Origin of the sequence: Streptomyces sp. NBC_00344 (assembly GCF_036088315.1) — a bacterium.
Lineage (GTDB): Bacteria > Actinomycetota > Actinomycetes > Streptomycetales > Streptomycetaceae > Streptomyces.
This window is the reverse complement of record NZ_CP107996.1, coordinates 6,647,842-6,667,157: the sequence shown is the minus strand read 5'-3', so window position 1 is coordinate 6,667,157 and position 19,316 is coordinate 6,647,842. Positions and strand designations below refer to the sequence as shown.

At 69.1% G+C, this 19,316-nt stretch carries 16 protein-coding genes and 1 pseudogene; 7 read left to right on the top strand and 10 right to left on the bottom strand.

Annotated features, from left to right (window positions below; translation table 11 throughout):
- Positions 1-9: 9 nt before the first annotated feature.
- The 5 genes from OHS16_RS30145 to OHS16_RS30125 form a co-directional block, all read right to left on the bottom strand.
- A complete protein-coding gene (locus tag OHS16_RS30145; RefSeq protein ID WP_328540404.1) occupies positions 10-1,029 on the bottom strand; it encodes a cytochrome d ubiquinol oxidase subunit II in 1,020 nt (339 codons plus the stop codon).
- Positions 1,026-2,489 (bottom strand): cytochrome ubiquinol oxidase subunit I, encoded by a 1,464-nt coding sequence (locus OHS16_RS30140; protein ID WP_328540403.1) that lies wholly within the window; start codon positions 2,487-2,489, stop codon positions 1,026-1,028. The genes OHS16_RS30145 and OHS16_RS30140 overlap by 4 nt, the downstream gene beginning before the upstream one ends.
- The gene (locus OHS16_RS30135; RefSeq protein WP_328540402.1) at positions 2,486-3,859 is read right to left on the bottom strand and encodes an NAD(P)/FAD-dependent oxidoreductase; all 1,374 of its coding nucleotides are present in this window, start codon (positions 3,857-3,859) and stop codon (positions 2,486-2,488) included. Before OHS16_RS30135 ends, OHS16_RS30140 begins: the two co-directional genes overlap by 4 nt.
- A gap of 7 nt (positions 3,860-3,866) precedes the next feature.
- Positions 3,867-4,661, bottom strand: a complete 795-nt coding sequence (locus OHS16_RS30130) for an SDR family oxidoreductase (RefSeq protein WP_328541041.1) — start codon at positions 4,659-4,661, stop codon at positions 3,867-3,869.
- Between the two features lie 375 nt (positions 4,662-5,036).
- Positions 5,037-5,468, bottom strand: coding sequence for a DUF7144 family membrane protein (locus tag OHS16_RS30125; RefSeq protein ID WP_443042719.1), 432 nt, complete (start codon positions 5,466-5,468; stop codon positions 5,037-5,039).
- A 317-nt stretch (positions 5,469-5,785) separates the two neighbouring features.
- Between OHS16_RS30125 and OHS16_RS30120 the strand changes: the two genes are divergently transcribed.
- Both OHS16_RS30120 and OHS16_RS30115 read left to right on the top strand, forming a co-directional pair.
- A complete protein-coding gene (locus OHS16_RS30120; RefSeq protein ID WP_328540401.1) occupies positions 5,786-6,157 on the top strand; it encodes a DUF4267 domain-containing protein in 372 nt (123 codons plus the stop codon).
- Positions 6,158-6,294: 137 nt separating this feature from the next.
- A pseudogene (locus OHS16_RS30115) lies at positions 6,295-6,752 on the top strand (cupin domain-containing protein).
- 84 nt (positions 6,753-6,836) lie between these two features.
- On the opposite strand, the gene OHS16_RS30110 reads toward OHS16_RS30115, so the two are convergent.
- From OHS16_RS30110 to OHS16_RS30100, 3 genes are all read right to left on the bottom strand, one after another.
- Positions 6,837-8,585, bottom strand: a complete 1,749-nt coding sequence (locus tag OHS16_RS30110) for a thiamine pyrophosphate-dependent enzyme (protein ID WP_328540400.1) — start codon at positions 8,583-8,585, stop codon at positions 6,837-6,839.
- 13 nt (positions 8,586-8,598) lie between these two features.
- On the bottom strand, positions 8,599-10,182 hold the full coding sequence (locus tag OHS16_RS30105) for an FMN-binding glutamate synthase family protein (RefSeq protein WP_328541039.1): 1,584 nt from the start codon (positions 10,180-10,182) through the stop codon (positions 8,599-8,601).
- A gap of 169 nt (positions 10,183-10,351) precedes the next feature.
- Complete coding sequence (locus OHS16_RS30100; protein WP_328540399.1) at positions 10,352-10,930, bottom strand: TetR/AcrR family transcriptional regulator; 579 nt, start codon at positions 10,928-10,930, stop codon at positions 10,352-10,354.
- 219 nt (positions 10,931-11,149) lie between these two features.
- Between OHS16_RS30100 and OHS16_RS30095 the strand changes: the two genes are divergently transcribed.
- The 3 genes from OHS16_RS30095 to OHS16_RS30085 all read left to right on the top strand — a co-directional run bounded on the left by OHS16_RS30095 (position 11,150) and on the right by OHS16_RS30085 (position 13,712).
- Positions 11,150-11,764, top strand: coding sequence for a nuclear transport factor 2 family protein (locus OHS16_RS30095; RefSeq protein WP_328540398.1), 615 nt, complete (start codon positions 11,150-11,152; stop codon positions 11,762-11,764).
- Between the two features lie 442 nt (positions 11,765-12,206).
- Positions 12,207-13,001, top strand: coding sequence for a DUF899 domain-containing protein (locus tag OHS16_RS30090; RefSeq protein WP_328540397.1), 795 nt, complete (start codon positions 12,207-12,209; stop codon positions 12,999-13,001).
- Between the two features lie 153 nt (positions 13,002-13,154).
- Positions 13,155-13,712 carry a GNAT family N-acetyltransferase gene (locus OHS16_RS30085; protein ID WP_328540396.1) on the top strand — a complete coding sequence of 186 codons (558 nt, stop codon included), beginning with the start codon at positions 13,155-13,157 and terminating at the stop codon, positions 13,710-13,712.
- Between the two features lie 111 nt (positions 13,713-13,823).
- On the opposite strand, the gene OHS16_RS30080 is transcribed toward OHS16_RS30085, so the two are convergent.
- Positions 13,824-15,065, bottom strand: a complete 1,242-nt coding sequence (locus OHS16_RS30080) for an MFS transporter (protein WP_328540395.1) — start codon at positions 15,063-15,065, stop codon at positions 13,824-13,826.
- Positions 15,066-15,175: 110 nt separating this feature from the next.
- The gene (locus tag OHS16_RS30075; RefSeq protein ID WP_328540394.1) at positions 15,176-16,582 is read right to left on the bottom strand and encodes an alkyl sulfatase dimerization domain-containing protein; all 1,407 of its coding nucleotides are present in this window, start codon (positions 16,580-16,582) and stop codon (positions 15,176-15,178) included.
- A 176-nt stretch (positions 16,583-16,758) separates the two neighbouring features.
- Here OHS16_RS30075 and OHS16_RS30070 point away from each other — a divergent pair, with 176 nt between their 5' ends.
- On the top strand, positions 16,759-17,997 hold the full coding sequence (locus OHS16_RS30070; RefSeq protein WP_328540393.1) for a PucR family transcriptional regulator: 1,239 nt from the start codon (positions 16,759-16,761) through the stop codon (positions 17,995-17,997).
- A 247-nt stretch (positions 17,998-18,244) separates the two neighbouring features.
- Positions 18,245-19,285, top strand: a complete 1,041-nt coding sequence (locus OHS16_RS30065) for a TrmB family transcriptional regulator (RefSeq protein WP_328540392.1) — start codon at positions 18,245-18,247, stop codon at positions 19,283-19,285.
- Positions 19,286-19,316 lie beyond the last annotated feature (31 nt).

The window sequence follows — 19,316 nt, the reverse complement described above, 5'->3', positions numbered from 1 at the left end:
GGCCAGCTGTCATTCCGCAACGTCCTCGTCGGTGAGCGGTTCCAGGACACCGTGGGTGTCGAGGCGGTACAGCACGACCAGGGCGGGGCCGATCAGCACCAGGGCGACGGCCGCGACGATGAGCATCCACTGGAGCGGGGCGCTCGCTCCGGCGCCTTGCTGAACGGTCAGCGAGGTGGGCACCAGGTAGGGCCGCTGGGAAAGCCCCCAGGCGGCGACCAGCAGCGCCACCGCACCCACCGAGCTGTATCGGGCCCACCCGGCGCCGGCGCCTGCCACCAGCCGGGCGGTGACCGCCACGGCCGCACCGGCGATGAGCACGAGGGCGAGCCCCGGGCCGTGGGTGAGCCCGTGATGGACGTGGGCGGCGTGCGGGTCGGTCACGGTCAGGCCGATCACACCGATGACCGGCAGGGCTGCGCTGCTGATCCATGCCCGGAGCCGGAAGTAGCCGAACAGGTCGGGCGCGTCGAAGCGGCGGGCGTCCACAGCGAGGAACACCGAACCCAGGAAGGCGGTGGCCGTCACCGCGACCAGTCCGGCCATCAACGATGTGGTGTTGGCCCACGCATCGGCCGACGCGGCGGTACCGGGCGCGACGCGTCCGGAGGCCACCGAGCCGACGGCAGTGCCCAGGAAGAAGGGTGTGACCAGTGACGAGATGGCGAACACGGCTCCGTAGATCCGGCGTTCGGCGAGTCGCCGGGTGGGTTTGCGCAGCGCGAACCCGGCACCACGGAGAACCATGCCGACGGCCGCCAGGGCCAGCGGCAGCCAGAGCGCGGTGAACACCGTCTGGAAGAACACCGGGAAGCCGGTCCACATGAGGACGAGCACGAAGATGAGCCAGACGTTGTTGACCTCCCAGACCGGTGCCATGGCGTGGTCGATCAGCCAGCGCGCTCGTTTCCCGCGATCGGCCCCGCCGGCGAGCAGGTCCCAGAAGCCCGCGCCGTAGTCGACGCCCCCGCCGCAGGCGTAGGCGGCGATCACGGCGAGCAGGATGCAGGCAACGACGTTCGCGGTCACCGATCGCCCCCGGGTGTTCGGCGGACACCCGGTGCGCCGACGGCCGGTTCCGGACGGGGGCCGTACGGCGTTGCGGTCTCCGGGATCTCGGCGAGTGCCCGTGCGGAGCCCGAGTCGGCCAGCCGCCAGCGGGTGCGCATCGTGAGCAGCACGCCGAGGAACGCGCCGAAGACCAGTACGTAGACCACGACGACGAGGCCGAACACGACCCAGAGCGAGGATGCGGAGGTGGGGGTGACCGCCTCGGAAACCCGCATGTTCCGGTAGACGATCCAGGGTTGGCGGCCCACCTCGGTCGTGATCCAGCCGCATTCAACGGTCACCACGCTCGCGACTCCGGCGACGGCGGCGCTCCGGAAGAACCACCGGGACTTCGGCAGGTCGCGCCGCCGCCACCAGCACCAGGCGTACCAGAGTGCCAGCGCGATCAGGGCGCTTCCGATGGTCGCCATGATGTCGAAGGCACAGTGCGCGATGGTCGCCTGGGTGACCGTGGGGCGCTCGTCGGCTGCGACCGATGACAGGCCCGTCACCTGCGTGTTCGGGCTGAACCCGGCGAGAATGGAATCCAGTTGGGGAATCTTGATGCCGCCGCTGACGCTGCCGTCCTTCCGCAGCCGGCCGAACAGGTACTCGGGCACCTGCTTGTCCGTGTCCCAGACCAGTTCGGTGGCGGCGAACTTGACCGGCTGCTTCTGGAAGACCTGCCGCGCGATGTTGTCGCCCAGCACGAACTGCACCGGGGTGAGAATCGCCGCGATGGTGAACGGCACGGTGAACCCGAGACGGTGGTAACGATCACGTCGTCCACGCAGCCAGCCGACCGCGTACACACCGGCCACCACGTAGCCGGCGGTGAGGAACATCGCGACGGCGAAGTGCCAGTACTGCGGGCCGAACATCGGTGTGAAGACGGCTTGCTGGACGCTGACGTCGACGGGTCTGCCGCGGTTGTCGAGGGTGAATCCCTGTGGGGTGTTCATCCACGAATTGGCGGCGATGATGCCGAACGCTCCCATCAGAGCGGCGAGCGGCAGCGGTACACCGAGCCAGAAGTGCGTTCTCGGCCTGAGGCGGCGCCAGCCGTACAGGTAGATGGCGATCAGGATCGCCTCGAGGAAGAAGGCCCATGCCTCGACCCCGAATCCGAGGCCGAACACATCCCCCCAGCGGCCCATCATGCCGGGCCACAGGAGCCCGAACTCGAAGGAGAGCACGGTGCCTGTGACAATGCCGACGGCGAACTGGACCGCCATCACCGCGGACCACCGGCGGGCCAGCAGCAGCGCGACCGGGTCGGCCCTGCGCAGGCCCCGGTAGTGCATGACCAGGGTGACGAAGGGCAGGGCCACCCCCAGCGGTACCAGGATGATGTGCGTGGCGAGGCTGAACGCCATCAGTTCCCGCGCGGGCAGGAGCTGGGCGGGGGCGTCCGCCAGCAGGTGTGCCGTGGTGCTCATGCGTGCCTCGGTGGCTCGTGCCGTACGACCGCAGGGTCAGCCGGTGGATGGGGTGGGGTAACGGTCCCGGCAGCGGAGATCTGCGGAGCCGCCGGGGTGAAAGCACGCTCGCGGCGCGCGCCGGAGGCGAAGACCACCGCCCAGCTGAGCAGTGCGCCGGCCCGGCTGCGGAATCCGGTGAGGAACACGATGTGGATGAACAGCCAGATCAGCCAGCCGATCAGCCCGGAGGCGTGGAACCGGCCCCTCTTCACGACGGCTCTGCCGCGCGAGATGTAGGCCGCGCTTCCCATGTCCAGATAGCGGAACGGACGCGGCCTGCGGGTCCTTCCCTCGATGGCGTGGCGGATCCTGCGGCCGGCGTACGCACCACTCTGCATCGCGACTTCCGCGAGGCCGGGCAGCTTGTCCAGGCTCATCAGGTCGCCGACCACCCGGATCTCCGGATGTCCAGCGATGGTCAGGTCGGGCTGAACCCGGATGCGTCCCGCCCTGTCCTGCTCAGCACCGGTCGCCCGGGCCAGCGCCGTCGCCAGCGGTGGTGCTTCGATCCCGGCCGTCCAGAACACCGTGCGGGCCTCCACCCGCTGAACTCCGCCACTTTTATGACGCGCTGTCAGCCCCCGGTCGTCCACCTGCGTGACGATCGACTCCAGGTGGACTTCGACACCGAGAGTGTCCAGGGTCCGAGCGGCCCTGCGTGAGAGCACCGGCCCGAAAGCACCGAGCACTCCGTCCGAGCCGTCGAACAGCAGCACCCGGGCCTGGCCGGGGTCGATGGTGGAGAACTCCCTCTCGAGCGTGTGGCCGGCGATCTCCCGGATCTGGCCCGCCAGTTCGACCCCGGTGGGGCCGCCGCCCACCAGAGCGAAGGTGAGCCACTGCGCGCGTTCCTGCGGATCCGTGCTCGCCTCGGCCATCTCGAACGCCTGGTAGAGCTTGGTCCGCACCGCCAGCGCGTCCTCCAGGGTCTTCATGCCGGGGGCGAACGGAGCGAACTCATCGTGTCCGAAGTAGGACTGGCGCACGCCGATCCCCACGATCAGATCGTCGTAGGGCAGCTCGAGGGCGCCGCCGTCCGGGCGCGTCGCCCGGACCGTTCGCCCGGCAGCGTCCACATCGGTGGCCGTCGCCAGCAGGCACCGCACCTGGGGGTGGCGGCGAAGGACGGCCCGGAGCGGCTGGGCGATCTGGCCCTCGGAGAGGATGCCGGAGGCGCACTGGTAGAGGAGCGGCTGAAAGAGGTGGTGGGCGCAGCTGTCGACCAGGGTGACCTCCACGGGGGCGCTGCGCAGGGCCCGTACGGCGAAGAGGCCGGCGAAGCCACCGCCGAGGATGACCACCCGGCGGTGGGTGACGTGGTCTTCCACTGTGTGGTCAGCCTCCGGTGGCGAAGCCGGGGAAGAGCGTCATTCCGCCGTCGACGTAGAGGGTGGTGCCGACGATGTAGTCCATCAGGTCGGATGCCAGGACGGTCACGGCGTTGGCGATGTCCTCGGGGTCGCCGACCCGCCGGTAGGGGATCAACCTCAGGAGGTCCGCCTCGGCCTCGGCGGTGTCCCAGGCACTGCGGTTGATGGGAGTGCGGATCGCGCCGGGCGCGACCGCGTTGACCCGGATGTTCTTCGGTGCGAGTTCCTGGGCCAACGTCTGCATCAGCATCAGGACGCCCCCCTTGGAGGCTGCGTAGTTCACATGGCCGGACCACGGAATGATCTGATGGACCGAGCTCATACAGACGATCTTTCCGGCCGACCGGGAAACCTCCGGTACGACGCCCCGGCGGAGGAACTCCTTGGCGGCCTCACGGGCGCAGAGGAACTGCCCGGTGAGGTTGACGTCGAGCACCTTCTGCCATTGGGCGGCGGTCATCTCCGTGATGGCGGCGTCGCGCTGCAGCCCTGCGTTGGCCACCATGATGTCGATGGTGCCGAACTCCCCCACCATGCGGTCGACCATCCCGACGACCTGGTCCTCCTGGGAGACGTCCGCCTCGTGCGCGTAGGCCCGTACACCGGAGGACTTGATCTCCTCGACCACTTCCTCAGCCGCCTCGCGCCCGGACACGTAGTTCACGACGACATCGGCGCCCGCCCGGCCCAGACCGATCGCGGTAGCTCTGCCGATGCCGGAGTTGGCCCCGGTCACCAGTGCCTTCTGTCCCCGGAGAATCGGCGGCACCGGCCGCTGCCGCTCGCCCACAGCTGAGGTCACTGATCTCTCCTGTCATCGGCCGGACACCCGCAGCGGGATACAACCCTCCTCGGCGGCACCCCGGCCATGGCCAGTGGCTCGCCCCCCTCGCCCATCCGGGGCAGCGGTCTCCCTCCAACGGCGCAACACGGGAACGACCCGTCAGGTGTGAGCCGGCCCTGACATAGCATCAGCTCTGATCCAGACTTATCGGCCCCGTGTCCGGCGGGTGCGCTCCGGCCCGCTCACCGGAGTCCGCAGTACATCTGCCGTCCGTCCACTACGTCGGCCGCCGCCTCGTGAGCACGAGACGGCGGCCGAGGGTGGAAGCACGAGGAAGGGTGCGCTGCTCCCCTAGCTCCGGGCCTTATGGCCGGGTCCGGTACAGAGGGCCCAGATCACGAAGGCGTTGATGGCGATCAGCACGAGGGCCCAGAGCGGATAGTGCGGCAGCCACATGAAGTTGGCGACCATCAACAGCGAGGCGAGCACCACACCGATGATGCGGGCCCACAGCGCTCCGCGGAACAGGGCGAGGCCCGCCAGAAAGACCAGGACACCGAGGGCGAGGTGGATCCACCCCCAGCTGGTGAGGTCGAACGAGTAAGCGTAGTTGCGGGTCGTGACGAAGACGTCGTCCTTGGCGATGGCGGCGATTCCCTGGAATATCGCCATCACGCCACCGAAGATCATCATGACCGCGGCGAACGTGATCCAGCCGGACACCGCCGTCATTGATCCGCTGTGCTTGTCCGAGTCGTTCCGTGTGACGTGAGCTGTGGTCATGTCGGGGATCCTCCCGTACGGGCGGCACCTCACTGACCGGTGGCCAGCCGTCGGCGCACTCCTCCAGATTGGCACGGAAGTCGAAGGTCAGCAGATCTCCGGCGAAACGCCAGGCGCGCCGGGCAGTGCGGCGGATGTCCCGGACGGCTCCACCGGAGATCCCACCCGTGCGGAATCCTCCGGCCGGAAAGCCACTTGTCCGGCCGGCGTCGCCTCACTCTCCCTGACATGAAGAGAATTCTAGCATCGCTAGAATTATTGCCCGCGCTCTGTTAGCTTCACTGTTGTTCCTAGCGGCGCTAGCAAGGAGTTCCGGCATGCTCACCACCACCGCTTCAGGCCTCGCCATCGTGCTCGACCTCTTCGTGCTGTTCATCGGTGTGCGATTTCTGCTCCAGCCGGGGCCGGCCGCGGCTGGATACGGCGTTCCCGCACAGGAGAACGGCGACCCCGCCTACCTGACGGTCAAAGGTCTCCGCGATACCACGTTCGCGGTGATGGGTCTTGTCCTGCTGGCCTTCGCCGGCGTTCACGCCGAAGCATGGTTCATGCTTGTCGTTGCCGTGGCGCCGCTGGGCGACACACTGATAGTGCTGCGTCACGGCGGCACCAGAAGCGTCGCGTTCGGCATCCACTTCGCGACAGCTGTGGTGGTCCTGATCAGCGCGGTCCTGCTCTTCGCGGCGTGAACCGTGGCCGAGCGACCGTGGGGGCCACGCCTGCGCCCCCGGGAGCCACCGCGAACTGCAGGAGTCATCGGCTTCACCGGAGCATGCACACCCAGGGAGTCATCAGGTGTCGCTGACCGCCCGGCTTCGACGAATCCGTGAGGGTCCGCTCCGCCGACGCCGAAGCGGTCGCCGGGTGCCCACCACCGTCCGGCTGCTGGCCTACAGCAGTACGACCGGCGGCGCGCTGCCCACCCGGCGGGTGACCCTCACGGGCGGGGCAGACGGTGCGAAACCGCACCGTCATGCCGGTTCCGCCGAACTGTTCTGCATGCTCGGCGGAACCGCACAGATCCTTTCCGGTGAGCAGGTCGTCACCGTGGAGCGCGGCGACCCGGTCGTCGTACCGCCCGGGCTCCCGCACGCGTTCGCCGCCGCCCCCGGCGAGGACGCCGACATCCTCATCGTCATCGCCCCCGGCGTCGAACGGTTCGAGTACTTCCGCCACTTGGAGCGCATCACCTACGGCAAGGTTCCGCCCCAGAGCCTGCGGGAGGTACAGGAGTTGCACGACACGTACGTCGAGCGGATCCCGCCCTGGGACGAGGGGCTCTGAACCCTCGCCGGCCCGGCGGTCCGGGCCGGGCCGCGAGGGACGAAGACCGGCAGTGGCGCCCCTGCGGATCAAGGCCGGCCGGAATCAGCGCGCGTCCGAGTCACCGCGGCCTCGCACGATCTCTTTCACCTTCGCGACCGCGAAGCCCCAGCCCTGCCCGACGGTCGGTTCGGCGGGAACAGCGATCTCATCGGGGTTCGTGAGGACGTCGAGCAGAACAGGCCCCGGCGTACTGAAGGCACGCTGCACGGACTCCTCTAGATCGACGGGATCGGTCACCCGGATTCCGGTGATGCCCATGGCGGTGGCCACTGCCGCGAAGTCGGGGTTGTCCAGCACGGTGCCGAACTCCGGCAGGCCCGCCTGTTCCTGCTCCAGTTTGACCATGCCGAGGCGGCGGTTGTCGAAGACGACGAGCTTGACGGGGAGTTCGCCCGTCCTGAGCGTCATGAGGTCGCCGAGGAGCATGCTCAGGCCACCATCACCGCAGAACGCCACCACCTGACGCTGCCGGTCCAGACACTGGGCGCCGAGCGCATGCGGCATGGCGTTCGCCATGGAGCCGAGGTTGTACGAGCCGAGCAACCGCCGGGCGCCGCGCATCTCGACGAAGCGCGAGAGCCACACGGTGGCCATCCCGGTGTCCGAGGTGAATACGGCGTCTTCGGCCGCAATCCGGTCGACGACGGCCGCCAGTGCCTCGGGCCGGATCCCGTGCTCGGGGTTGTCCAGCGCCGAACGGATCCGTCCCACCGACTCCTTGTCGTGCGCCGGGTCGGCCAGACGTGCCTGGCCCTCCCGCCACGACACGAAACGCTTTCGCGCGTGGTCCAGATGTCCCCGATCACGGGCGCCGCCCTCGGGCAGCTGCTCGAGCAGATCCCGCACAGTGGCGCCCACGTCACCGACCAGGCCCACCTCGACCGGGACGCGTCGTCCGATGTGCGTGGGTTCCGTGTCCACCTGGATGACGGTCGGGCCGTCCGGATACCACTCGCGGTAGGGGAAGTCCGTGCCCAGCAACAGAAGCGTGTCCGCGTCCTGCATGGCCGAAGCGGCCGCCGGGTTGCCGATCAGCCCGGTCTGTCCGACCTGGAACTGGTTGTCGGCACCCTCGAAACCCTCCTTCGCCTTCAGGGTGAGCACCATCGGGGCGGCCAGTCGGTCGGCCAGGGTCATGACATCGTCCCGGGAGGCACGGGCGCCCTGGCCGACGAGCAGGGTGATGCGTTCGGAGCTTTCGAGCAGCCTGGCCGCACTGCGCACGGCGGCCGCCTCGGGCCGTGTCACCGTGGAGCTGAGGGAGAACCGGGCCCTGCGGTCGCCGCTCACCTCCTGGCCCCCGATGTCTGCGGGCACGGTGAGGACGGCAACGCCCTTGTGGCCCAGCGCGTTGCGCACGGCCGTCTCCAGCAGCTGCGGCAGCTGATCGGGCGAGGTCACAGTCGCACGGAACACAGCCACATCGCCGAAGAGAGCATCGTTGTCCACCTCCTGGAAGGAGTCGCTGCCCATTTCCGTCGTGGGCACCTGGCCGGCGATCGCCAGGACCGGGGTACGGCTCTTCGCGGCGTCGTAGAGACCGTTGAGCAGGTGGACGGATCCGGGGCCGACCGTTCCCATGCACACACCCAGACGACCGGAGAGCTGGGACTGGGCGCTCGCGGCGAAGGCGGCCGCCTCCTCGTGGCGGCACCCGACCCACTCCACGTCCTCGGTGGTGCGGATTGCGTCGGTCAGGGGGTTGAGCGCGTCCCCGACGACGCCGAACACCTGGCGTACGCCGAGTTCGTTCAGCGCGTCCACGATGAGACGGGCGACGGTACGGGCCACAGGATCCTCCAGGTCAGACAGTGAAGTGGTCAGGGTCGGCGGCTTGCCAGTCAGCAGCCCACGAACTCGGCGGCTCGGCGAGCAACTGGCCGGGAGCGAGCCATTCGTGCATCTCCGCGAAGGAGCGCACGGTGTAAGGGTCAATGCGCCGTTGCAGCATGTGCGGACGCAGTTCCGAAGAGTCCGCGACGCCCATCGAGGCCATGATCTGCTGGGCGCTCGCCACGGTCGCCTCCTGGAAGCGCTGAACCCGCAGCGACTTGTCTCCCACGTCCAGGGCCCGTGCGCGACGAGGGTCCTGCGTGGTGACCCCGGTCGGACAGGTGTTGGTGTGACAGCGCTGAGCCTGGATGCAGCCCACGGCGAACATCATTGCGCGCGCCGCGTTTGCGTAGTCGGCGCCCTGCAGCAACCGCTTGACCAGGTCGGCGCCGGTTGCGATCCTGCCGCTGGCGCCGATTTTGATCCGACTCCGCAGCCCCGCGCCGACGAGTGCGCTGTGCACGGTGAGCAGCCCGTCGGTGAGCGGGGTGCCCACATGATCGGCGAATTCCAGCGGAGCTGCTCCCGTTCCGCCCTCGGCGCCGTCCACGATGATGAAGTCGGGCGTCGTGCCCTCCTCCAGCATGGCCTTGCACACCGCCAGGAACTGCCGTCGCGAACCGGGGCACAGCTTGAAGCCGGTGGGCTTGCCGCCGGAGAGTTCCCGCATCCGCGCAACGAAACGAACCAGTTCACGGGGTGTGGAGAACACCCGGTGGTACGGAGGCGAGACAACGGTCTGCCCCTGCGGCACGCCCCGCACCCGGGCAATCTCCGCATTGACCTTCGCTCCCGGCAGCACGCCTCCGATCCCCGGCTTGGCACCCTGCGACAGCTTCAGGGAAACGCACTTCACGTGGGAGTGGGCAGCCTTGTCGGCGAACTTGCCGGCATCGAATTCGCCTTCCTCGGTACGGCATCCGAAGTACCCGGTACCGATTTCCCAGACCAGGTCACCGCCGTGCCGCAGGTGATATTCGGACATGCCGCCCTCCCCCGTGTCGTGGGCGAAACCTCCGGCAGCGGCCCCCCGGTTGAGCGCCAGGATCGCGTTCGCGGACAACGAGCCGAAGCTCATGGCCGAAACGTTGAGCAGCGACATGTCGTACGGCTGAGCGCAGTCGGGCCCGCCGACCCGTACTTTCGGGGGCGTCTGCGGTACCGGGCAGGGCGACATCGACGGCACCAGGAACTCATGGCCCGGCTGATAGACATCGCGCTCGGTTCCGTACGGCTCCTCGGCGTCGGTGCCCTTCGCGCGTTCGTACACGATGCTGCGCACATCACGGTCGAAAGGGCGGCCGTCGAAGTTCCGCTCCACGAAGTACTGCTGCAGTTCGGGCCGGATGCGTTCCAGCAGGAACCGGGCATGCCCGATGACCGGGTAGTTGCGCAGCACCGAATGCCGGCGCTGCACCAGGTCGTAGATACCCAACACGGCCGGCAGGGCCAGCAGGGCACCCGCGACCCACCACCACGGCGAAATCCATACGGCGGCGCCCAGCGCAGCAAGAGCTGCGACCGTCAGCAGACCGACCCATCCGATTCTTATCACCATGGCCGCGTTGCCGGACTGCGTCCTTCCATGCCTGTGAGCAGCCCAAGAGTCTTCAAAGGATCAGCCGGTACGTCCGCTCCCCTTGCGGTGCCCGCCGTGTGGCCACGCTTCCGCCGGAACACCCCGGCGGAACGGCCCCGGCCCTGGCCCCGCGGCGTGCCGCGGATCAGTGCGGAAGAGGTCCTCCGGACGGTGCCGGCGCCGCGATGAGGGGCATCAGAATCTCGTCGACGATGGCGCGTACCTCGTGGTCCGGCACCGTTCCCTGTTCCATGGACTCGGCGACGATCATGCGGGGGCCAACCGAGGCGATGCGCCGAGTCACCCGCCGCGGATCGGCCTGGCCCCGCTCGGCGGCCACATGCAAGCGGTCGAGCAGGACGTCGCGGTGCGGCCGGATGACCAGCTCCATCACACGGTCGAAGACTTCGCGGTGGCGGCCCCGCTGAGTGAGCAACGGCCGCAGCGCCCGGCCGCGCGGTTCGTCCAGCACCTGGGCGAAAGCGGTGAGCAGGGCAAGGAGGTCTCCCCTCAGGGTCCCGGTATCGGGGACGTGCAGGTTCCCGAGGCCGACGACCGGATCCCGCAATGCGGCGAGAACCAGTTCCGCGGGAGTGCTCCAGCGGCGGTAGAGCACTGACTTCCCGGTCCCCGCCCTTGGGGCGATCTTGTCGAAGCTCAGCTCCTCGAGACTGCCTGCGGCCAGTTCCTCCAACGTCGCCTCGAAGATCGCTCGGGTCAGCACGGCGCCCCGGCGACGCGTGGGCGCAGCAGCGGAGCGCGCTGCCCCGGTGCCTCCCGCACTTGCGCCGTCACAGGTGGCAGGGGTCGGCGGGACGGACGGTCGGGGGGATGCGGTCACGCCTTCCGTTATATCCGCAGGCCCGGAATCGCGTCGAACGGTAGGGACACGTACTCTTATTTAGAGTACAAATTTGTCTCCTAATTGAAAGAGGCGCCTCTCGTGGACACACGCATCGAGGACCGCGCAGCCATCGCCGGCCTGATGACCGGCTGGATACATCGAGACCTGGGTGAGTGGGACCTGCTGAGGGGCCTCTTCCACGCTGATGCCACCATCGCGATCACCTGGTTCGAAGGGCCGGCCCACGACTTCGTGGACGGATCCGCGCGCATGGGCGCATCCGACCTGCGCACCAAGCACCTGGTGGCAAGCCCCTCGATCACCTTCCGCGACGACCGGGCTCTGGTGGAGACCAACGCCATGATCATGGCCGAGAACACCGCCCTGGATCTCGGCTGCACCGCTCACAATCGCTTCTGGGACCGCGTGGAGAAGCGCGACGGCGTATGGCGGATCGTTCACCGCCAGAGCGTCTACGACATGAGCTCGTTCACCTTCCTGGCCCGCGTCCAGGACATCGACGAGAAGGCCGTGCGCCGCCATCCGCGCGAATACGCCGCCCTGGCCTACCTGCTCGAAGCGTCCGGCTTTCCGCTCGGCCGCACCTTCCCCACCCGGGGCAGTGAGCTGGAGGCCGACATGAAGGCCGCCGGCGCCACCTGGCTGCACGGCGCCCGACCCGCCGGGCCGGCCCGGGGACACTCCGGCCTCTGACACCGTCAAGGACTGCGAGTCGCGCGAACCGCGCCCGCCCTCCTCCACAGCCGACACGGCATCAGGCGCACCATCGCGAACCGACCAGGTCCGCCGGGGAGCGGCGTTCCCGCGCGGTCGGCGGACTCCCGGTCGCGAGGCCGCTGCGGTGTCGCGCGACCGGCAGTGTCACAGGGCAGCGATGCTCCACCAGCTGCCGGATGCGGCGGTCTGCGTCAGGCGGAGACAGCGGGCGCCGGCATGCGGTGTACACCTTGCACGTGGAACCGGCCACTCAGCTCGCGGTGCGGGACCCGACCGGGCCGGCGCCCCGCTGACCCTTCTGGGGCATCGGAACGAGACCCGCATGTCCTTCTGCACAGCTCCACTGCGGAAATGGTTGCATTCTTCCACCAGTCTCTGCTGCAACCAGGTGCGGCGAAGATCAGTTCTGGAGGCGCACATGTCGATGGGGAATCTGCCCGAGGTGGTGTCGCGCGAGGAGTGGCTGGCCGCGCGCAAGAGGCTGCTGGCCGAGGAGAAAGAGCTCACCCGGGCGCGAGACAGGGTCAATGCCGACCGCCGGCGGTTGCCGATGGTTCGGATCGACAAGCCGTACACGTTCGGAGGACCGGACGGAGAGGTGAGCCTGCTCGATCTGTTCGAGGGGCGGCCGCAGCTGGTGATGCATCACTTCATGTGGGCCCACGACGTCGACGCCGACGGTACCGAACACCCCCGCGACACCGGCTGCTCCAGCTGCTCGTCCGCCGCCGACGGCATCGGCAGGCTGAGGCAGCTGCACGTCCGCAACACCACGCTCGTCGCGGTCACCCGGGCGCCGTACGAGAAGCTCGCCGCGTTCCGCGAGCGGATGGGCTGGACGTTCCCCTGGTACTCCTCGGCCGGCAGCGACTTCAACTACGACTTCCATGCGACCGTCGACGAACGGGTCGCACCGGTCCAGATCTTCCACCGCACCGAGGCCGAACTCGACGGGTCCGGAACGCCGTTCACTGCGAGCATGCGCGGCGACTGGCCGGGCATCAGTGCCTTCCTCCGGGTCGGCGACGAGGTGTTCCACACCTACTCCACGTTCGGCCGTGGCATCGAAGAGTTCCACAACGGCTACCACTATCTCGACCTTTGCGCGCTCGGCCGCCAGGAGGCCTGGGAAGAGCCGAAGGGACGCGCTGTCCCACTCGGTCTGCAAGTCGGCGGCCCCAACATGCGCTTCCCCGACGAATACGACATCTGACGAGGCAGCCGGGGCGGGCACCCGCGACCACCTCCGGAAGCGCCGGACGACGCGCTCCGCACGGCGCCGACGGCCTCGAAGTGCCGGGTCACAGACGCTCTCACGGGTCTGCGAAGTCCGGATCTCGCACGTTGCCGCGTGATCTGATGGGGGATGACATCGTTCTGGACCGGCAAACGGGTACGCCTGCGCGGAATCGAGCCCTACGACTGGACAGCGTTCATGCGCTTCGCCGGTGAAGAGGAGCGGTTGGGAGTTCTGCTGCACCCGCCCCGTTCCGCCGAAGGCTACCGCTCCTGGGCGAAGGAACAGGCGGCCGCCAGACCCGAAGGCGACTGCTTCCAGCTGGCGGTCGAAGCCATCAGCACGGGCGAAACCGTCGGTGCTGTCGGTTCGCACCACGCCGATCCACGTGCGGGCTGGTTCGAGTACGGCGTCACGATCGGCGCTGATCACCGGCGGAAGGGATATGCGGCGGAAGCCGCGGAGCTGCTGCTGCGCTTCATGTTCGACGAGCGCCGCTTTCACAAATGCGAAGCGCGGATCTTCGCGCACAACGAGGCATCGCTGACACTTCAGCGCCGGCTCGGTTTCATCGAGGAGGGCCGCCTCCGGGATCGTGTGTTCTCCGCCGGTCGGCACCAGGATCTCGTCGTGATGGGCGTACTCGCCGCCGAGTTCGCCCAGTTGCACGCGCCGAGCGAACGGTGAGCTCGTCGTGGTCCGGGCCCGGTCAGGGCCACCCTTCCCGGGGTGCATTGTGTCCGTGGGCGGCGGCAGCTCGTCCCAGCCAGGCTCGGGGCACGGTGAGAATGACGGCTCTCAGTGCGGGCCAGGCACGACGGAGTCCTGGCCCAGCGGCACTCCCAGGCGTTGGGCGTCGCGCTCCGGGCGCATGAAAAGCGCTGCGAGGATGCCGGTGGCCAGCAGCAGAGCTGCCGTCACCAGCCAGCCGCTTCGATAGCCGGCCGTGACAGAAGGGGCGCTGTCCACGATCCACCCCAGGACCAGGGGCGACACGGTGCCGCCCAGAGCGAAGACGGCCACCAGGGCGCCGAGGACGACACCACGCTGGGAGGGCAGCGTGATCCGGGCGGCGGCCGTCTGCGCAGCGGTGATCATCACCAGCCCGGCCGCCATCGGGCCGAACATCATCGGGATCCTTATCCAGGGGACGTCGACGGTGGCGAACACGGTCACGGCGCCCGCCGAGACCATCAGCAGCAGCCCGGCACCGGCCCCGGCCGGCAGACGGCCCCTGGTCCCACGCCGCGATGAGCGGCGCGCCAGCAGCCCGTGCGCCAGCAGCACCACACCGTTGGCCACGGCGCCCCCACCGACGGCGGCACTCGCCTGGCTGAGGTCCCACCCCAGCACCGCTTGCAGATAGTCGGGCAGCCAGGTCAGTTTGGCGCTCATCACCCAATAGGCCGCGAACGCGCCCAGCGCCGCCGTGCCGAAGGTGCCCGAGAGGAAGACGGCACGCAGCGTCGCCCCCGCCATGCCGTCGCTTTCCGTGCTCCGCGCGACGCCCACCGGCGGGGCCAGCGGCCCCTCCGTGCCCTTCGCCGACCAGGCCGCCGTCCACAGCAGGCCGGCGATGCCCACCACGCCGAACGCCCAACGCCATCCGAAATGGGAGATCACCGCGCCCAGGGCCGGCGCTGCCACCGCGACACCCGCCGCAGCGCCGACCATGAGGACGGCGGTCGGCAGGGTGCGCTCCCGCTGTCCGAACCAGCCGTGGACATGGTGCACCGCCACGGGCGCAGCTGGACCCTCGGCGATACCCAGCAGCGCCCTGGTCGCGATCAGCACTCCGAAACCCGCCGCACCCCAGAGCATGGGCAACTGCGCAGCCGACCACAGCAGCGCCATCACCGCGAGCAGCACCGAGGTACGCATCGTGCGGGTCAGGAACGACACACCCAGCGCGGACAGCGAGAACAGACTGAAGAACGCGGCCTGGGCCGTGCCGAACTCCTGTCGGGTGAGACCGAACTCCTGCATGATCTCGGGTCCGGCCAACCCGACGACTGCCTTGTCGGCAAAGTTCACCAGCATGAAAACCAGTAGCAGCCAGGTCGTCCCCCACGCCTGCGGGCCGCCCGACGATGCGTGGGCCACGCCGGTGCGCCGTGATGCGGCAGCCGTTGCCCGCGCGGTCACATCCCTCACGGCGCGTTCACCGGGCTGTCGTCCGGCGCTCCGCATCCACAGTCGTCGTCGACGACACCCACGCTGATGGCGCCCGCAGCCCGGCGGCGCCCCTCGGTACTGCGTGTCAGCTCCGTCGCGACGTCCGTCCCTTCCGCCACGGCGGCGGACTCGGCGGCTGCCCAGTTGAACACGCCGCGTGCCATGGTCGACGGCTCCTCCTCGGCCCGGCGCGTGTACACCTGGGCCCGGATCCGGGCGACCTCGGGGTCGGCCGGCGCGGCGAGGGCGGCGATCTCGGCCAGATGTGCCGCCAGCCTCAGCTCCCCACGGCCCAGGAGCTCCACGGCCCGGCCTGACAGTGTCCGCGCGCCGCCCGCCGCATCGGCGAGTTCGGTGGCGAGCGCGGCTTCGGATGCCGGTTTGAGGTTCGCCGGGTTCTGGTCGTACCAGCCGCCCCACAGCCGCCACAGATTCCGCACGACGAACTCCGGCTCGTCGTAGGCAGGGTGCAGATACGGCTTCTCCAAGAGGCCGGCCGGCGCCTTCACGGCGTGCAGCACCTCGTCCAGGCGCGCACCGCTGTTCATCAACTCGCGGGTCTGGGCGCACAGCGACTCCAGCAGTTCAGCGGTGTCCCCCAGTGCCTGTCGGACGCGATCGGCGCCGCGGATCGGCACCCCGTGACCGGGAAGCAGCACCTCGGCGCCCAACGCCCGCATGGCACGCAGCGCCTGGGCCCACTGCACCGGATAGCGCTGCACCTTCTGCGGATTGCCGGCGTTGGGGGAGTTCCAGATGAACAGATCGCCGGTGCACAGGGTGCGCAGTTCCGGAATCCACACGTAGGTGTGGTCGTCCGTCTCACCGCGCGCGTGGAACAACTCGAAGGTCAGTACTCCCCTGCGTACGCTCAGCCGGTCACGGTAGGTCGTGTCGGGGTAGCGGTATTCCGTGGGCCATTCCAGGGAGGGGACGCCGAACTGCCGCCGGTTGATCCAGGTGTTGTAGCCGGCCGTCTGCCGGTAACGGTCGAACCGGTCCCGCACCGCCTCGTGCGCGATGACCTCGGGGCGTCCCGCGCCGTCGTCCTCGGCCTCCTTGTCGAAGGGGCCGACGCCGAAGACGTGGTCCACGTGGCCATGCGTGAACACGACCGAGCGCACTGGATCTGCCGAGAAGCGACGCACGGCCAGGTGCAGTTGTGAGGCCGTACGGATATCCCCGGAGTCCACCAGTACCAGCCCGTCCCCGGTGTCGAACACCGCCACGTTGGCGAAGGCGGGGAAGAATCCGGTCCGCTCACCGAGCGGCACGAGACCGTCTCCGGCGTGCTCTCCGGTGAAGTGGGCCAGCAGTGTCTCCTCACCCGCCCAGACCCGGTCCGCGTAAGACAAGTAGGCACTGGCACTGTGTTCCGTCATAGCCGATGGCTCCTCGAACGTCTTCCATGACGGCCCGTCCCGTTCTTGTCGGGCGGCCGCTGATCTCCGTAGAGTCTGCTGGGAAGCCCGGTCAGGAGACACCCGTCCCCCTCACAGCACAATCCGGTGGATCCTGTGATCTGTCACAATCCATTGTTCGAGAGAGGAGAGGTCCGGTGCCGACCCGTCTGCCGTCCCAGCCCAGCCCGGCGTATCCGCCGCCTTCGCCCGCTGCCCAGGCACTCGCCGCCCGGTGCGAGAGCCGGGTCAACGAACTCGCCCGCCACATGGCCCGCGACACGTTCGAACGGCTTCCCGGATATCCGGAACTGCCCGCCGATGTGAAGGACGTGGAAATCGCCGCGACGGTGCGCAACGGTCTGCGCCTCTTCCTGCGCCGCGTACGTGAACCACAGGCGCAGCCCGGCGATTACAGCCTCTTTCGCGAACGTGCCGCACAACGCGCCGAAGAGGGCATGCCTCTGCACACCCTGCTGCGCAGCCACTCGCTGGGCGTCTACGTCCTGTGGCAGGCGCTCAGAGAGGAGGCCGCGAGCGGGGAGGAGGGAGCCCTCATTGAACTGGTCGACCTCCTCCTGCACGGCCACCAGGCCATCATCGGCGCAGTGGCCGAGACGTACCTCGACGAGCAGGCGGCGATCTCCGCCGAACGCCGCGAGCACCACCGCTCCCTGATGCGCGGACTGCTGGACGGTGCGCTACCGCCCGCGGACGCCTTCGAACAACTCGGCCTCAAAGCTCCCTGCCTCGTCGTCCACCTGTATCTGCCGCCGGGACGCTCTGCGCCCTCGGCCGTCGCCGACCGCCGGATGGTCCGCCGCGTACAGACCGTCCTCGACCACGCCTTCGGCACCGATGCGATGTCTCTGCTCGACGCCGGCGGAGGCCATGTGATCGCCTCGCCCCACCCCGGCGACCCGGACGGCGAGCGCGCCTGCGAAGAGCTGTGCGCACGTCTCCGGCACGCCTGCGGAGACGGCATCCGGCTGGCGGCAGTCGTCGCCGGCTCACCCCAGGACGTGCCCGCCGGCGCCCGCACCGCCACCGATGTCGTGCAGGTCGCACGTGCCTGCGGGCGACCTGCTGGGCTGCACCGCATGGAAGATGTGCTGCTGGAATTCCACCTGTCCCGCCGTGACGAGAGCAGCGCTCGCATCGCCGCGCTGCTCGACCCCGTCGGCGACCGGCCGGAACTCATCGACACCCTGCGCGCGTACCTCGAACACCGCCAGGATCGCCGCGGCACCGCCCACCACCTCGGGCTGCACCCCAACACAGTGGACAACCGACTGGCGAAATTGACCGAGCTCACCGGTCTCGACGTCGCCTCTCCACGCGGCAACGCCCTCGCGCTCGCCGCCCTGCTGCTGCGCGGCGGCGCGCACACGCGATGAGCACGATCAGCCGGGATCGACCGTTCAGCTCATGAACGAGCCTGCGGCGGGGAATTGTTCGCGGGTGGGGGACGGCCCCTTGTTCACGTGAGCGCCGACAGCATCACCTCATCCCGGGGCACGGCGATCGCCGGCCCGGTGCCGCAGGCGGCGGCCGCGCCCGCGGCGAGGTCCCGGTCTTGACAGCAGATGTACCAGCCATGAAAATTCCGGCACATACGCGGCCGATCAAGTTCGGGAGCCCCTGATGCTGGCGCAGCTCGGCATCCCGCCGGAGCAGGAGCGGTTGTACGAACTGCTGATCAACCGGCCGGGCAGTTCGGCCGCCGACATTGCCGAGGCGGCCGGCATCACAGCCGAGCGGGCCGGGGTCCAGCTGGAGGAGATGGCCGCACGCGGACTCGTGGTCGGCGAGCCACCGCTGCCCTTCGACGGTGCCGCTCCGCAGGACGCGGCCCTGCGGACCTACCGGGCCAGCTCCCCGTCCATCGCACTCACGCCGCTGCTGGTGCGCCAGCGGACCTCGCTCGACCATGCCGATGCCACCGTCACCGCGCTCACCGAGCAGTTCCGCAGCGCCTCATCGCGGGCGGCGGGCGGTGTCGTGGAAGTCGTCTCGGGACCGGTCGCGGTCCGTCACCGACTGGAACAGCTGCTCGGCGGCTCCCGGCGCGAAGTACTGATGTTCCTGGCCAAGTCGGTGATCGCGGTGGAGCGCGGCGGCGTTCACTCGATGGAATACGACGCCTTGCTGCGCGGGGTGGACTTCCGTGCCGTCATCACCCGCAGCCACCTGGAGGTCCCCGGCATGTGGGACGACGTGCGGGAGGTCACCGGGCTGGGTATGAAGATGCGGGTGGCGGACGAGATCCCGATGCGTCTGATCGTCTCGGACCGTGCCAACGCGATGGTGCCCCTGTCGCTTGCCGATGAGCCCGGCCTTGCCGAAACCCTCGTCGTGCACGGCACCGGACTCGTGCATGCGCTGGTGCTGCTCTTCGAGCACTACTGGGAGCGGGCTCAGCCGATGTCCAGGTCCGGCGAGGGCCCGGGCCCGCCCGGAACACGGCATGGTGAGGAATCGGCCGCCCCCCGGCCCAGCGAGCAGGACCGGCAGATCCTCGCGCTGCTCGCCCTCGACCTGTCCGACCGGACCATCGCCGCCCAGCTGGACCTGTCGCTGCGCACCGTCGAGCGGAAGATCCGCGCCCTCATGGACCTTGCATCCGCCGGATCGCGTTTCCAGCTCGGTGTCGAGGCAGTGACCAGGGGATGGCTGAAGCGCTGACCCTTCGCTTCTCGCGGCGCCCAGCCGCACC

What these genes read in the sequence shown, in the direction of transcription:
- OHS16_RS30085 (WP_328540396.1), top strand. Translation starts at nt 13,155, where the DNA reads ATGACATCGTTCTGGACCGGCAAACGGGTACGCCTGCGCGGAATCGAG.
- OHS16_RS30090 (WP_328540397.1), top strand. Translation starts at nt 12,207, where the DNA reads ATGTCGATGGGGAATCTGCCCGAGGTGGTGTCGCGCGAGGAGTGGCTG.
- OHS16_RS30065 (WP_328540392.1), top strand. Translation starts at nt 18,245, where the DNA reads ATGCTGGCGCAGCTCGGCATCCCGCCGGAGCAGGAGCGGTTGTACGAA.
- OHS16_RS30140 (WP_328540403.1), bottom strand. Translation starts at nt 2,489, where the DNA reads ATGAGCACCACGGCACACCTGCTGGCGGACGCCCCCGCCCAGCTCCTG.
- OHS16_RS30120 (WP_328540401.1), top strand. Translation starts at nt 5,786, where the DNA reads ATGCTCACCACCACCGCTTCAGGCCTCGCCATCGTGCTCGACCTCTTC.
- OHS16_RS30075 (WP_328540394.1), bottom strand. Translation starts at nt 16,582, where the DNA reads ATGACGGAACACAGTGCCAGTGCCTACTTGTCTTACGCGGACCGGGTC.
- OHS16_RS30080 (WP_328540395.1), bottom strand. Translation starts at nt 15,065, where the DNA reads ATGCTGGTGAACTTTGCCGACAAGGCAGTCGTCGGGTTGGCCGGACCC.
- OHS16_RS30125 (WP_443042719.1), bottom strand. Translation starts at nt 5,468, where the DNA reads ATGACCACAGCTCACGTCACACGGAACGACTCGGACAAGCACAGCGGA.